We start from the raw sequence: 12487 nt of genomic DNA on the forward strand, positions 1-12487 counted from the left end.
TATAATATGAAATCATTTACATTATCTTTGCAATACAAACTGAGAAGGTTTGGACTTTTTCGAGCCAGTCTTTTTGCCTCAGTTGGGTTGCATGTATTTTGTTATTTGATATATTTTATACTCACACTGCCAAGTAATGCAGCCTTCCAAGAAACTTCGATAGAAGATATGGATGTTTCTTTTGAAGAAATTCCTCCAGAACTTTTGGGTGGGACTTCGAGCCCCGCTCCTGTTGAAAAACAAGAGTGGGTGGAAGGATCAAACAAAGAAGCGGAAGAAAAACCAGATAATTCTGATTTGAATCCCAACCAACTTTCTGGCAATGGAACCGATAAAGATGGGTATTTATTTTCCTTCAATGGAGATCGACCTCCCACTCCCATCATTGATTTTGATTTGAAAGCCTATTTTCCGGAAGCAGCAAAAGCAGCCAATATCAGTCAAAGGACTGTGATTGTGATGGTGCAAGTGGATGAACACGGTGTCCTCCAAGGTGTGAAAGTTGTTTCAGGAAGAGCGGGTTATGGATTTGATGAGGCTGCCATTCGCATCATCCAAAGAGCGCGGTTTTCTCCCGGATATGACAAAGGAAAACCAACAAGGATGGCACATAGACTCCCGATCAGTTTTGATTTAGAAGAGGATTGATATGTTACGGAAAACCAAACATCGAATTGCGATTGGAACCATTTTTATCTTGGTTTCTATTATGATCGCTGGATTCCAATCTAAACCCATAACCGGAAAAACAGAATCCAAATCCTCTGCTAGAAAACCAGGCCTTATCCCCGATCCATTTGAATTATACCAAAGTATTCCACCGTTTCGCTCCGAACTGGTAAGTTCTGATTTACCTACTAGTTTTGATTTTACTTCAGAATTTCCAACTCCCGCAGACCAAGGCACTTACAAAGATAATGTTGGTTATACAGTAGGTTATGGACTTATATCCTATTTAGAGGCGAAAAAAAAAGGGATCCGTAATCTTTCCTCATTAGGGCCGACTTCCGCGAATGGCCAAAAACAATTGTACTCTCCTAATTTTATTTATAACCAATTAAATAGTGGAAAAGACCAAGCAGTTTCCCTTTTGGATGGTCTGGTGCTCGCTGAAAGCAGAGGTTCTGTTACTTTACAACAAATGAACGAATCCTCTTCTAGTTTTAGAACTAGGCCAAAAGCAGACATCGTTGAAGTAGGACGAAAAGCCAGACTTCATAGGATTTACCGAATTGAACCACATGATCTAACTTCCATCAAACTAGCATTAGCCGAAAAAAGACCAGTTCTCATTGGATATTTAGTTTATGAAAATTTTAGAGATCCAAAACCAGATTCCGTTTTTGAAACGGGAGCCGGTGAAATTTTAGGTGCTCAGTCTTTGGTGATTCTCGGTTTTAACGATAAAAAGAAAGCATTTAAAGTTTGGAATTCCTGGGGTACCACTTGGGGTTACCAAGGGTATTTATGGATATCATACGACACTTTCCCCATGTATACAAAATCAGCCTATGTTGCTGATTCAGAAACGGAAAACGAACTCCTAACACAGAATAAACTAAACGATGCATTAGAATCTTTGGAATACGGAGAACACAACCTTTTCCCGCCAAAGGAGGTTTTTGCTTCTCGGGGTGATTTTTCGGATCGGATTCGAATCAGCTGGTCTAGAGAAAAACGTGCCATTGGGTACGAAGTGTACAGGAAACGTAAAATCGATAATAAATACCAACTGGTTGGACTTTCTAAACAGGCTTTTTTTGAAGACTTTGGAATTCAAAAGAATGTTGCATATAATTATCGTGTGGCAAGTTTAGATGAAAACTTTTTGTCAAAGGCATCCCTTGATTCAAATGATGGTTATGCAGTTGAACCAACAAAACCTGCGGGAATTTTGCCTGTAACAAATCTTCATGCTGTTGTTGCACCAACCAACGATCGAATTTTATTGGAATGGGATCCACAGCCGATCTCCACAACTTATGCTGTTTATAAATGGAATCCCACAGCGAGGATTTTCCGATTTTTAGGTAAAACTGAAAAAACAACCTATATTGATTTAAAAGCCAGCCGAAATGGTGACAGCGAAATTTACCAAGTCACTCCAGAAAGAAACCAACTCATTGGTGAATCTAGTTATTATGTTTCGGCCCATTTGGATCCTTCTGAAGTTTTAAAACCGAGACCAAAAAATCTAACGGCTTCGAAGGGACTTTATGCGGGGGCTACCATTTTACAATGGGAAGGTTCTCCGAGTGCTGTCTCCTACCACATCTTTCGGAAAACCAATGGGGGCTGGAAACAAATTGCAAAAACAACTGACCTTCAATTCAAAGACGATAACTCTAATGAAAAAGAATCGTTTTATGCAGTGGCTTCTGAATTTGAAGGAGAATTGTTTAGCCTTCCCTCGGAACCAGATATTGGATATCCTTCTCTCGTAGCAGGAAGGTCGTTAGGAATCAAATCTCCAGAACTGAATGTATCAGAAAACCGAAAGACAAGCGAATTTATATTCACTTGGAATGTGATCCCCAAAGTAACATCATACAAAATTTACATGCGTAAAAAAAATGATTCTGAGTGGAGTCTTGTCAAAGAAACATCTGATACAAATTTCAAATTACAGAACCTAACAAAAAACCAATTTTATTTTTTTGCCATCCAATCCGTTTCTAAAGGAATTGGTGAAAGTTTATTTTCGAAACCAGTGACATCTGTCATTTCAGATACAGTAGTGGATTTAAAAAAAGTAAAAACTTTTGGCGAATCCGCCATACAGAAGTTTATTGGTCCTTGGACAGCAATGTATTGGGACGGAAAAAATAAAGTAAAACCAGTTCGTTTGTCCATTGAAGCAGAAGATGTAGAAGGAAACATCATCATGAAGTGGAATGAAAATGAAATATTCAGAGGCAAAAATATCGTGGATTCCGATCTTCTCGAAGAAAAAGGGAAATGGAAAATCAAACTTTCACCTAACTATGAATCCTTATCAGGTGAATTTGAAGATAAAGTATTAGTTCCGGAGAAAAGCCAACTTTCTTTTATTCGCGAATGAAACAAAAACTCTGAACAGGTTTTCTCTTATGCTTTTTGTTTCTCCTCTGCTTTAAACTTCTCTAAAAATGTATCTGGAAGTTTCCAAGGCCTGTTCTTTTCAAAATCAAAGAACAGAGCCGAAAATATTGCCGCGCAAACAAGAGCTCCATCAGAAACACGAAACATGTTTTGAATGACCTTACCCTTGATTTTCGACATATCTCTAAATCCTGTCTCAATGCGTACGGAGTCCGGATGGTGGAGCGGTTTGTGGTAAGATAACTCAGCCTTTACCATCACTGGGCCTACTTTTTTTTCACGCATTTCCTGGATGGAGAACCCTTCCTTTTCGAGGGCTTGGATTCGGGCTTCGTCAAAATAGGATTGGTATACGCCGTTATTGACATGGCCATTGGCGTCCATGTGCGACCAGAGGATGGGGATTTCGGTGGTGTGGGGCATGGGGATAGGTTTTTGCAGACCGTTCTGTCTGTAAATCAAAAAACAGACAGAACGGTTCGTAAGTATTGACATCCCCCACCTCCATCCCACCCTTATCTCATGAAAGGATCCCCACGGCACCGTATCCTCGAAATCGCCAAAAAACGATTCTACCAACAAGGATACTACCACACCGGCATCAACCAACTCATACGTGAATCGGGTACTGCCAAAGCCTCCTTCTACGACCATTTCCCATCCAAACGGGATTTAGGCATCCGAGTCATCCAAGCGTACGGCGCCGATGTTCTGGTTTGGTTTCGCCAAATCCTGAGGGAATCACCTACGCCTGATGATTTCATAGCACAACTTTCTCAAGCGGTTCTAATCCAAATGAATGAGGATGGTTCTTATTACCAAGGTTGCCCTATCGCTATTTTTTCTTGTCAATTCCCGGTCGGCGAACAACCATTTAGCGACGAATTCAAATCAATAGCATTCCGATGGGAATCACTTTTTGCAATGTATATTGCAAGATGGCAATCAAGTGGTTTGTTAGAAGAAAAATTAGATCCTATGGAAATCGCGAGAGACTTGATAAATCTTTACGAAGGGGCTCTCATCAACTGGAGGATTTCTTTGAATGAGGTATATATAAAACGAATGTTAGCTCAGATGAAACAAACTTTTGATCTTGGGACTAAAAAATAGTCCCACTTTCACAGTTTTTGCGACAAGTTTTTTCTAATCCCAAACAACTTCCCACAATGGCAGACAAATCAATATTACTATATTCAGGACTATTCGTGGAAATTTTATAAAACGCATCATTACGTAAAAAACAATCTCCTTCGATCGTTGAACATTTGTTACGCTCATAACAGGCAGAACGAAATGAAAACGGTGACCCACATTGGACAAACAAAAATAATGAACTAAAAACAATTAGTAATTTCATAACGAAACGGTTTCGTTTTCAAATCCCGTTCTGCCAAGAGAAGAGATTTTCTTTAATCCACCCGATTGGTTTTCGAATTTTACTTTACCTTTGATTGTAATGGGAACATCAAATAGAACTTCCCCAACCACAACCAACTCTTCACAATAAAGAAGAGATGGGTATTCCAAAAATAAAGAATCAAACTGATGAATTTTTTTATAATAAGTCTCATCCAATTGTACCAAAATTTCACCAAGGCCGGAAGTTTTTCTTTCCTTTGTCATTGTGAGCGAATAGTCAGAGTTGAGAATATAAGCATCTGAACGGCGTATCAAATAATCCTCAGTTTTTTTCACAGGGGCAAACCGATCTCTAGGTATAATAATCCCTTTGAATTTAGGAAAATTTCCCACTGCACTTCCCATTGCGGTTTCCAACTGGATGACAGACCTTCCATCCACTTGTTTGGGATTCACAATGAGAGATAAAGAAAAGTTCCCTTTACTAAATCTTTCTTTTAAGGCACGAAGATTGATCCAAAGATTGTTGGTGGAAAAAGTTCTAAATTTTCCGAGGCCGCTGAATTCATTCTCATGTTCTTTAGGAACTTGTGCAGTTTCTAAAAGTTCATACTTGATAAACTTACCACCAACCGTTTTACGATAAATAGCTCCGCCTTTTTTATCTGCGAGAGTTTTTGGAGTCATCTCCATTGCAAAATGAATATCTTCTTTTAAAAGATAACTCACAATATGTGGATCAACGGTGGCCCCTAAATTATCTCCATTCGATAGAAAAGCAATTTCAAATCCCGCAGAAAGTAATTCATCCAAAATCCCTTCTTGCACCATTGTAAAATAGATATCACCATGTCCCGGCGGGCACCAGTTTTCTTTGTCATTTTTATTTTGAATGGGCGCATAGGTTTTTGCATCTAACCTTGGAACCTTATTTTGTAAAAAACTAGTACGTTGTTTTTGTTTGAATCCATTCTTTTCCAATTCTTTTTGTGAATCTTCTTGTGTGTTATAAGAATCCATAAAAAGTAAAGGGACATCGATCCCATATTCGGAACGGATGATTTCTATTTGTTTTGCCATCACTGCGAGAAAGGACATCGAATCTTTGATGGGGATGAGGGACTTTGCTTTGTCGAGTCCCATACTAGTTCCAAGTCCTCCATTCAGTTTGATTACCACGAGTTTGGATAACAAACCCAGGTCAGTAGGATAAGCGGAGTGAATGGCCTCTAATGAAATTTCATCGGCTTTGGGATCTAAATCGCCAACTTCTTCCCAATTGACAATCCCTGTTTCACCATTTCTCACTGCATCTACTTTGGTAATAAAATCGGTGATGAATGCATCCGTAAGACCTGCGGCCTTCATAGTATCTCTGATGAGTTGGTCCGATTTCTGTTTGTCCATATTATTTCCCTTCGTGTGGTTCCCCGAGTTCAATCCGATGTGGTTCTTCCGATACCGCTGGATTCCATAAAAAAAATACGAGAATATTACGGCCGTCTTCCTTAGGAACCGCGACCGTCTCTTTCCTTTCGTATTTTGGCATAAAAACTTCAAAATTGTACATCCAATACTTCCCTTTTTTACGAGTCACTTGGCGAATTCCTTGTTTCAAAGGATCCTTTTTAGTGAGTTTTCCATAAGGAAGGGGGTATTTTGTTTCCCAAATTTGGGGCAAAAGCTTCGCTGCTGCATCATAATTCCCTGGTTCGGCAAAAAGAACCAAGGGAAAGAATCCCAAAAGTATAATGATTAAAAAACTATGACGCATACGATTCTAAAAGGCAATCCTATGTGGGTACGGTAATCGGTCAATTCAGGAATTCTGGCGCTGGAATTGATTTTCATAGACAAGAATCGAGTCAGACAGAATCATTTAATTCATGTTTCGATTCATAGAATATCTGGAACGTTTTTGGGCGTTATTGTCGTTTTATCTTCCAAGCCATTTGTTTGTGGAGAATAATAAGGATAAAAACATATTGATCGTTCCTGGATTTCTCGCCGGACGTTCCTACTATTCTAGACTCAAATCCAATTTGGACAACTTGGGATTCAAAGTGGGGATTCTTTCCACCTTACGTGATCCCGTTTCTTTGGAAGAAGCGGTTCAGTATCTTGCGAACCAAATCCTCACAGCACCTAACGAAGTCACTTTGATTGCTCACAACACCGGTGGCCTTCTCGTTTTGATTTTGCCAGATGAAGCCAGACGAAAGGTAAAAAGACTCATCACTCTTGGCACTCCTTTTCATGGTTCGGACAGGTTTACCAATACAAGGCAATCCTATTGGGGTTACGAATCAGACTGGGTCAAAACAAATTACAAAAATGCACTCTTCTTTCCCCTCTTCCAACCTCTCTCTGCCATTGAGGATTTTTCCTTTCCTCCGCAAGAGAGTACTGAGTTTGGTCAAGGTCGTGACCTATGGTTTGATATACCAGGAAACTATAACTTAGTCAGAAGGAATGAAAACATTCGGACTTTACGAGAATTTTTAGGAACACCAAAAGATAGCATTGCAATTCATTCTTCGCCGAAAGCAAACCCGGAGTTTGCCGTTCCCAAAAAGATTGAAGTGGATTTTTCTAAGTATGAACCTTCCGTTTATAAGAAGAACCAAAAACAATTGGCGGTGAAAAAGAAATCTGCGGTTAAAAAAGCCAAGCCGGCACAAAAATCAAAACCTGTCGCAAAACCAAAAGCCAAAAAAAAGGCGAAAAAACGTTAGATATTTTAACTTTTAACAAACAACTGCCCGCCAAACAGCGGACAGTTGCAAAAGTTTCAATCTTCTCACTTCAACTTATTGAAAGTTTTTAGTGAGATTGGATACTTAAACTTTCTTTAACTCTTTGACACAAGCAAGGCAACTATCGCGACACTCTTTACAGACAGTGTGATGAGCTGCATGTTTATCACATTCCTTAGCACAAGCTTCACAAACCTCAATACAAAGGTTTGCTAACTTTTTAGTATAAACCGAAGACTGACTTGCTAGCTTCACAAAGGATTCACACAAACTGATGACTTCCCGAGTACTTGTCGCACAAGCAGCAAGCGACTTATCTCCCTTTCCTAATTCCGTAAGACAATGGCTGAGGCAAACCTCAGCAGAAAGTTGGCAATGCATCGCTGCCATCATTGCTTTGGAATATTTAGATTTCCCGGCCGATGGCATTGTCATCGTGGAATGGTCATGGTCTTCTGCGGAAAGTGTAGATAAAATTCCGGAAACGGCTACTGCCATCCCTGCTTTTTGTAATAATTCTTTGCGATTCATATCGTATAACCTCTGTTAAAATTTAAAAATTTATTGAAATGGAAATGCGTTCACCTACAACTAATAGGTGTGGCCATCTCAAATCAGAAGTCGGACAGTTTGGGTAGGAAAGTATGGGGGAGAGGGACGAAGTCCTGATACCAACCATTTTGCGGATGGACCAGGAAAGAATTGGGGTTTTAGAACGACAAATCCATTCCAAACGGGAAGTTTAATCTGTTTCCAAATCGGGAAATCAGGGCCACTGGCAGATTGAAGTTCTTCATGTGTGATCGGGCATTCGCAAGAATCGGTCGAATTCTCAGTCGATTCTGAAGTTTGGTGGCAAGGCGGAATCGAAGCCCGTTCCACAAATTTTTCTGCAGAAGTACAAAACCCAAATACAGAGGACTTACATCCTAGATAGGTTAGAAAAATTAGAATGAATCCAATGGCAAACTTTCGTTTCATATTCTTCTGCTAATTAATTAGACGAATCTAATCCTACTTCTTAAAATAAATTCTTCAAGCCTTTTCCTGCAACAATAAAGGTTCCAATGGTTGATCCAAATTGTGGGAGAAAAAAAACGAGGAAAATATGAAGGACACGGTTTTTCCAAAATCCAGCAACTGATTCTGAATCATCGGCAATATGTTCGAAATCTTCTACGAGAGGTTTGCGAAGATATGATTCCGAAAGAGCACTCACCCATCCAGCTTTGAAAATTGGAACAAAAGTTCCAATCGGAGCCGTGATGAATGCAAGTAAAATCGAAATGGGATGAGCCCAAGCAATGAGTGCACCGAGGGCCGCAAGACCACCTTTGATATAAATCAGTTTGGAAAACAAATCCATACCGGCTTCCCCACCTTGGCTCCAAGTAGTATAACCAATCAGACCTGCAAAAAATGTAGGATATAGAATGATACTAATATTGTCCCACCATTTGCGTTTTGGAACTTCATCTAACACTGCTAAGTCGTTTTTTGTTTGGATATTTCTTTCGATTCCTGCCAAGTGACCGGCACCTACGACCGCCAAAACTTTTTTAACAGACTTTCCTTCTGTCGACTGGCGGATTTTTTCTGCAAGGTATACATCTCTTTCATCAATGATGACATGTTTGACAGATTCATATTTTTTAGGGATCTGTGAAAATAGATCTTTTAAAACATCATCCGACTTCATCTCTTCAATTTTATCATCGGATACATCTTCACGAACGAGCAGTGATGCAAGTAAAGCACTGAAGAGATACATTTTAGAAAAAAATCCTACGTTCCCCCAAGACCTTTTGAGGGTGGTTTGGATTTCGCGATCGACGGGCACTACGGGTTTTTTTAAGGATCGACCCATTGTGATTGCCTTACGCATTTCATCCCCAGGTTTGATGTCTTTATTGCCGATTTTTTTCTGAAAAGAAGAAAGGATGAGGCTCGATAATAACAACCACATCTTTCTTTCTTTAAATACTTTGAATATATCTAATTTTTTTAAATAATCGGGATCCTCTACCGACTTCATTCGCGATTCACATAACTCAACACAAATGACATCAGGTTTTAATATTTGGATCATTTTTTCGACTTCATCTACACTTTGTTTGGAAACATGTGCAGTTCCAAGGATGTGGACTTCCGTTTTTCCAATGGTTTGGAAGAGGTAAGGTTCCGTTGTTTTGAAACCTTTTTTGGTAGATTTTCTGGCAGGACTTGTTTTTTTGATTGAACGCATAAGGAAAGGTTACTATCTATAATACCTAAGTAACGGTTCCACTCTCTAGAAACAAGTAGAATGTCTATAAAATCCAAAATCATCAATGTGGGAATTGCCGACATCAAAGTCGGAAAAGATACGGACGTGCTCCGAACTACATTGGGTTCGTGCATAGGAATCGTTTTGTATGATCCGGATCAGAAAGTGGGTGCCATTTCCCACATCATGCTTGCCAAAGATCCTACAGGCAAGGATGCATCCAAGTTCCCACACAAGTATGGGGAAACAGCCCTACCCATCCTCATTGAGATGATGAAACAACAAGGATCCAACATCGGCCAGTATTCTTGCCGGATGTTTGGAGGAGCCTCCATGTTTAAGGGAATCAACTCCCAGTTTTTACAAAACATCGGGGAACAGAACATTGCCATTGTTAAAAAATTCATGGAAGAGAAGAAAATTCCCGTCATAGTAGAAGATGTGGCGGGAAATGAAGGGCGGACCATCAGTCTTTACTGTGACGACGGGCGTGTGTTGTTAAAAAAAGCTGGTATGGAAAAATACCTTTATAAGGTGCGTTAGGCGAATATGCTAAAATCAAAGGTTGATGAAGTATTACAAGACGTAAATAAACTGCCTGCCATTTCGTCGGTTGTGTCCAAGGTATTGGAAAAACTCCAAAAACCAGATGTCAATATTGCTGACCTTGCACAGGAAATTTCGAAAGACCCGGCCATCACGGCAAACGTAATTAAACTTTCTAACTCTGCCTATTACAGAGCCTCCAAACCCATTCGTACGGTGCAAGAAGCTCTGATGACTCTTGGAATCAAAACAGTCAAAGAAATTGTCCTTCTGACAGCGGCCAAAGGAATCCTTTCCCAGGATCTTAACAGTTACCAACTAGAAGCTGCTCAACTTTGGACTTCTTCCTTACTAGTAGCCGAACTTTCTAGTAAAATCGTCCAACATAAAAAACTAAAAATTGATAAGGATCTTGCCTTCACTTCTGGATTACTTTGTAGTGTTGGTAAAATTGTTCTCGCTCAGTTCTTTAGTCCAGTAATGATGCAAATCAAAACGGATCTAAAAGACAACCAAGAGCCCTTTCCCATACTCGAAAAAAAGTATTTCGGATACACGCATATGGAAGTGTCCGAGAATCTTTTGAAACGTTGGAATTTTCCGCAGGAACTCACCGACGTTGTGGCAAATTACCTAACACCAGAAGATTCCAAAAGTAACCCACTCCTTACCTCCGTGGTTCATATTGCGAGCATTCTCATCGTAGTTTCCGGAATTGGCATCGATATTGGGGGTGAATCCGTTCCTATTTCTCCTTTTGCCCTCAACCAAACAGGTGTTACAGAAGCAGATATAGAAACCTATTTTGTTCACATTCCGGACTTACAAGCCGGACTTGCTGATTTATTAAACGTATAAGTTTTATCTTTTAAAGTATTCTAAAGACCCATTTTCTATGAACATTATCTTTATTGGAGCAAGAGGTGCTGGGAAATCCAAAGTCTCTCGTTCCCTATCCAAACAAACAGATTTTCCTGTAGTTTCTACAGACTCCATTGCCGTTTACGAAGCAGGCGGAATTCCAATTCCTAGTTTTGTTGAAAAGTTCGATTGGAAGAAATTTCGTGAATTAGAATATTCCATTCTAGAAAAGCTAAAAGATGCAGATGGAATCATCCTGGATTGTGGGGGTGGAATTTTGTTTGATTTGGACGAGGCCGGGAATGAAGTTCCAAGCCAACGAAAACTGGATCTTCTTCGTAGGATCGGAAGGATCGTTTATTTAGAAAGGGATTTGGAAGAATTGATTGAGAAGGTAAAGGGAGATTCGACTAGACCCGACCTATCCAAAGTAGCTTCCTACCGTTCGATTCTAGAAAAAAGACTTCCCATTTACCAAGAGGCGGCTCATTTCAAGTTAAATCTTTCGAAACTTTCGAAAGAAGAAGCCGCCGAACGAGTCTTAGACTGGCTAGGGATCAAATCCAAATAAATAAGGTTATACCACTGAGATGAAAAATCTAGTTTCACTAGATTTTTGTAAAGGTGCTCCCAAATTTTGTTATAGAATTAATTTTAAATCTACCAACTCCCACTGGAGCCTCCACCTCCAAAACTCCCTCCACCACCGCTGAAGCCACCGGAGGATCCTCCCCCAGAACTCCAACCTCCTCCTGAAGAACTGCCAGAGGAATAAATCACAGAATCTGTAACCTTATCAGAAAGGGATTTTACAAAGGAAACTTTATCTCTTGTAAGCCGAACTAAAATAAACCCAAAGATATAAATGAAATTACAAACCACCCAACCATAGAACCCATAAAAAATTGATGGAACCCATTGGAAGAAAATAAGGAGAAAGAAAAAAATCGATACACTCGAATCTGATTGATGGAAGGCAGAGATAAAAGCGAAGAGAAAGATGATCCCAACAAAAATCAGTCCGATTAAATACAAATGCCAACCTTGTTCGGCCCCAATCCCGCGAAACGATTGGAACTGTTGCCAAAGGCTAGGTTCTTCTGGAGTCACCCCTGTATCCAAAGTGGAAAGAATTTCTCCGAGGCCGGTGCTGATTCCCGCTTCGTATTCTCCCGATTTAAAATGAGGGATCATTGTTTTTTGAATTACACGGTTGCAGTAGGCATCTGTGAGAATTCCTTCGAGGCCGTAACCCACTTCGATTCGAACCTTTCGATCATCCATCGAAAGTAAAATCAACACTCCGTTGTCTTTATTTTTTTGCCCTAATTTCCACTCTTCAGCAACTTTTAAACTATACTCTTCTAAAATCTCTCCCTCTAACGAACGTACAACGAGAATGGCAACTTGATTCGAAGTTTTTCCTTCATGTTCTTCTAAAGCCCTCTCCCAATTATCTGCATCGGTTTGGGAGATTGTCCCCTCCTCCCAAGTGACTCTTCTTTCTAAAATGGGAATCTCTTTGGCGAAGACTTCCAGAGAAACCATTCCTAACAGAAAAAGAAAAAAGAACCCTGGGCGGAGACTAGAAAATATAAATTTCATCGCCACAGGG

Annotated in this window: 15 protein-coding genes; 7 read left to right on the plus strand and 8 right to left on the minus strand. The window is 39.9% G+C overall.

The features are described from left to right. Positions 1-6 precede the first annotated feature (6 nt). Positions 7-648 (plus strand): energy transducer TonB, encoded by a 642-nt coding sequence (locus EHQ16_RS11945; RefSeq protein ID WP_135631952.1) that lies wholly within the window; start codon positions 7-9, stop codon positions 646-648. A 1-nt stretch (position 649) separates the two neighbouring features. Further along, positions 650-3061, plus strand: a complete 2412-nt coding sequence (locus tag EHQ16_RS11950; protein WP_135631951.1) for a fibronectin type III domain-containing protein — start codon at positions 650-652, stop codon at positions 3059-3061. 26 nt (positions 3062-3087) lie between these two features. On the opposite strand, the gene EHQ16_RS11955 is transcribed toward EHQ16_RS11950, so the two are convergent. Next, complete coding sequence (locus EHQ16_RS11955; protein WP_135631950.1) at positions 3088-3504, minus strand: acyl-CoA thioesterase; 417 nt, start codon at positions 3502-3504, stop codon at positions 3088-3090. A gap of 99 nt (positions 3505-3603) precedes the next feature. On the opposite strand from EHQ16_RS11955, the gene EHQ16_RS11960 reads away from it, so the two are divergent. After that, a complete protein-coding gene (locus EHQ16_RS11960; RefSeq protein WP_135631949.1) occupies positions 3604-4194 on the plus strand; it encodes a TetR/AcrR family transcriptional regulator in 591 nt (196 codons plus the stop codon). Here the strand turns inward: EHQ16_RS11960 and EHQ16_RS11965 are convergent. The 3 genes from EHQ16_RS11965 to EHQ16_RS11975 are packed head-to-tail and all read right to left on the minus strand — an operon-like array spanning position 4184 to position 6217. Beyond that, positions 4184-4441, minus strand: coding sequence for an LA_0364 family Cys-rich lipoprotein (locus EHQ16_RS11965; RefSeq protein WP_135631948.1), 258 nt, complete (start codon positions 4439-4441; stop codon positions 4184-4186). The two genes, EHQ16_RS11960 and EHQ16_RS11965, sit on opposite strands and share 11 nt — an antisense overlap. Next, positions 4438-5850 carry a UTP--glucose-1-phosphate uridylyltransferase gene (locus EHQ16_RS11970; protein WP_135631947.1) on the minus strand — a complete coding sequence of 471 codons (1413 nt, stop codon included), beginning with the start codon at positions 5848-5850 and terminating at the stop codon, positions 4438-4440. Before EHQ16_RS11970 ends, EHQ16_RS11965 begins: the two co-directional genes overlap by 4 nt. A gap of 1 nt (position 5851) precedes the next feature. Continuing rightward, on the minus strand, positions 5852-6217 hold the full coding sequence (locus EHQ16_RS11975) for a hypothetical protein (protein ID WP_135631946.1): 366 nt from the start codon (positions 6215-6217) through the stop codon (positions 5852-5854). 112 nt (positions 6218-6329) lie between these two features. Here EHQ16_RS11975 and EHQ16_RS11980 point away from each other — a divergent pair, with 112 nt between their 5' ends. Then, positions 6330-7178, plus strand: a complete 849-nt coding sequence (locus tag EHQ16_RS11980) for an esterase/lipase family protein (protein WP_135631945.1) — start codon at positions 6330-6332, stop codon at positions 7176-7178. 105 nt (positions 7179-7283) lie between these two features. Here EHQ16_RS11980 and EHQ16_RS11985 read toward each other — a convergent pair whose 3' ends face one another. The 3 genes from EHQ16_RS11985 to EHQ16_RS11995 form a co-directional block, all read right to left on the minus strand. Beyond that, positions 7284-7730, minus strand: coding sequence for a four-helix bundle copper-binding protein (locus tag EHQ16_RS11985; RefSeq protein ID WP_135631944.1), 447 nt, complete (start codon positions 7728-7730; stop codon positions 7284-7286). Between the two features lie 78 nt (positions 7731-7808). Continuing rightward, positions 7809-8180, minus strand: a complete 372-nt coding sequence (locus tag EHQ16_RS11990) for a hypothetical protein (RefSeq protein ID WP_135631943.1) — start codon at positions 8178-8180, stop codon at positions 7809-7811. Between the two features lie 40 nt (positions 8181-8220). After that, on the minus strand, positions 8221-9444 hold the full coding sequence (locus tag EHQ16_RS11995; protein ID WP_135631942.1) for a TraB/GumN family protein: 1224 nt from the start codon (positions 9442-9444) through the stop codon (positions 8221-8223). 60 nt (positions 9445-9504) lie between these two features. Between EHQ16_RS11995 and EHQ16_RS12000 the strand changes: the two genes are divergently transcribed. From EHQ16_RS12000 to EHQ16_RS12010, 3 genes are read left to right on the plus strand one after another with little or no spacing between them, the layout of a single operon-like run. Beyond that, positions 9505-10008: a chemotaxis protein CheD gene (locus tag EHQ16_RS12000; protein ID WP_135631941.1), complete on the plus strand. Its 504-nt coding sequence runs from the start codon at positions 9505-9507 to the stop codon at positions 10006-10008. 6 nt (positions 10009-10014) lie between these two features. Then, positions 10015-10869 (plus strand): HDOD domain-containing protein, encoded by an 855-nt coding sequence (locus tag EHQ16_RS12005; RefSeq protein WP_135631940.1) that lies wholly within the window; start codon positions 10015-10017, stop codon positions 10867-10869. A 37-nt stretch (positions 10870-10906) separates the two neighbouring features. Then, positions 10907-11443 carry a shikimate kinase gene (locus EHQ16_RS12010; protein ID WP_135631939.1) on the plus strand — a complete coding sequence of 179 codons (537 nt, stop codon included), beginning with the start codon at positions 10907-10909 and terminating at the stop codon, positions 11441-11443. An 89-nt stretch (positions 11444-11532) separates the two neighbouring features. Here the strand turns inward: EHQ16_RS12010 and EHQ16_RS12015 are convergent, their stop codons facing one another. Next, complete coding sequence (locus EHQ16_RS12015; RefSeq protein ID WP_244242060.1) at positions 11533-12477, minus strand: TPM domain-containing protein; 945 nt, start codon at positions 12475-12477, stop codon at positions 11533-11535. Positions 12478-12487 lie beyond the last annotated feature (10 nt).

This window comes from Leptospira kanakyensis (assembly GCF_004769235.1).
In the GTDB taxonomy this organism is placed as follows: Bacteria; Spirochaetota; Leptospiria; order Leptospirales; family Leptospiraceae; genus Leptospira_A; species Leptospira_A kanakyensis.

Excerpts from the sequence above, each read along its gene's own strand:
- EHQ16_RS11945 (WP_135631952.1), top strand. The coding sequence starts at position 7 with ATGAAATCATTTACATTATCTTTGCAATACAAACTGAGAAGGTTTGGA.
- EHQ16_RS12010 (WP_135631939.1), top strand. The coding sequence starts at position 10,907 with ATGAACATTATCTTTATTGGAGCAAGAGGTGCTGGGAAATCCAAAGTC.
- EHQ16_RS12000 (WP_135631941.1), top strand. The coding sequence starts at position 9,505 with ATGTCTATAAAATCCAAAATCATCAATGTGGGAATTGCCGACATCAAA.
- EHQ16_RS11985 (WP_135631944.1), bottom strand. The coding sequence starts at position 7,730 with ATGAATCGCAAAGAATTATTACAAAAAGCAGGGATGGCAGTAGCCGTT.
- EHQ16_RS11955 (WP_135631950.1), bottom strand. The coding sequence starts at position 3,504 with ATGCCCCACACCACCGAAATCCCCATCCTCTGGTCGCACATGGACGCC.
- EHQ16_RS12015 (WP_244242060.1), bottom strand. The coding sequence starts at position 12,477 with ATGAAATTTATATTTTCTAGTCTCCGCCCAGGGTTCTTTTTTCTTTTT.
- EHQ16_RS11970 (WP_135631947.1), bottom strand. The coding sequence starts at position 5,850 with ATGGACAAACAGAAATCGGACCAACTCATCAGAGATACTATGAAGGCC.
- EHQ16_RS11980 (WP_135631945.1), top strand. The coding sequence starts at position 6,330 with ATGTTTCGATTCATAGAATATCTGGAACGTTTTTGGGCGTTATTGTCG.
- EHQ16_RS11950 (WP_135631951.1), top strand. The coding sequence starts at position 650 with ATGTTACGGAAAACCAAACATCGAATTGCGATTGGAACCATTTTTATC.
- EHQ16_RS12005 (WP_135631940.1), top strand. The coding sequence starts at position 10,015 with ATGCTAAAATCAAAGGTTGATGAAGTATTACAAGACGTAAATAAACTG.
- EHQ16_RS11995 (WP_135631942.1), bottom strand. The coding sequence starts at position 9,444 with ATGCGTTCAATCAAAAAAACAAGTCCTGCCAGAAAATCTACCAAAAAA.
- EHQ16_RS11990 (WP_135631943.1), bottom strand. The coding sequence starts at position 8,180 with ATGAAACGAAAGTTTGCCATTGGATTCATTCTAATTTTTCTAACCTAT.
- EHQ16_RS11965 (WP_135631948.1), bottom strand. The coding sequence starts at position 4,441 with ATGAAATTACTAATTGTTTTTAGTTCATTATTTTTGTTTGTCCAATGT.
- EHQ16_RS11975 (WP_135631946.1), bottom strand. The coding sequence starts at position 6,217 with ATGCGTCATAGTTTTTTAATCATTATACTTTTGGGATTCTTTCCCTTG.
- EHQ16_RS11960 (WP_135631949.1), top strand. The coding sequence starts at position 3,604 with ATGAAAGGATCCCCACGGCACCGTATCCTCGAAATCGCCAAAAAACGA.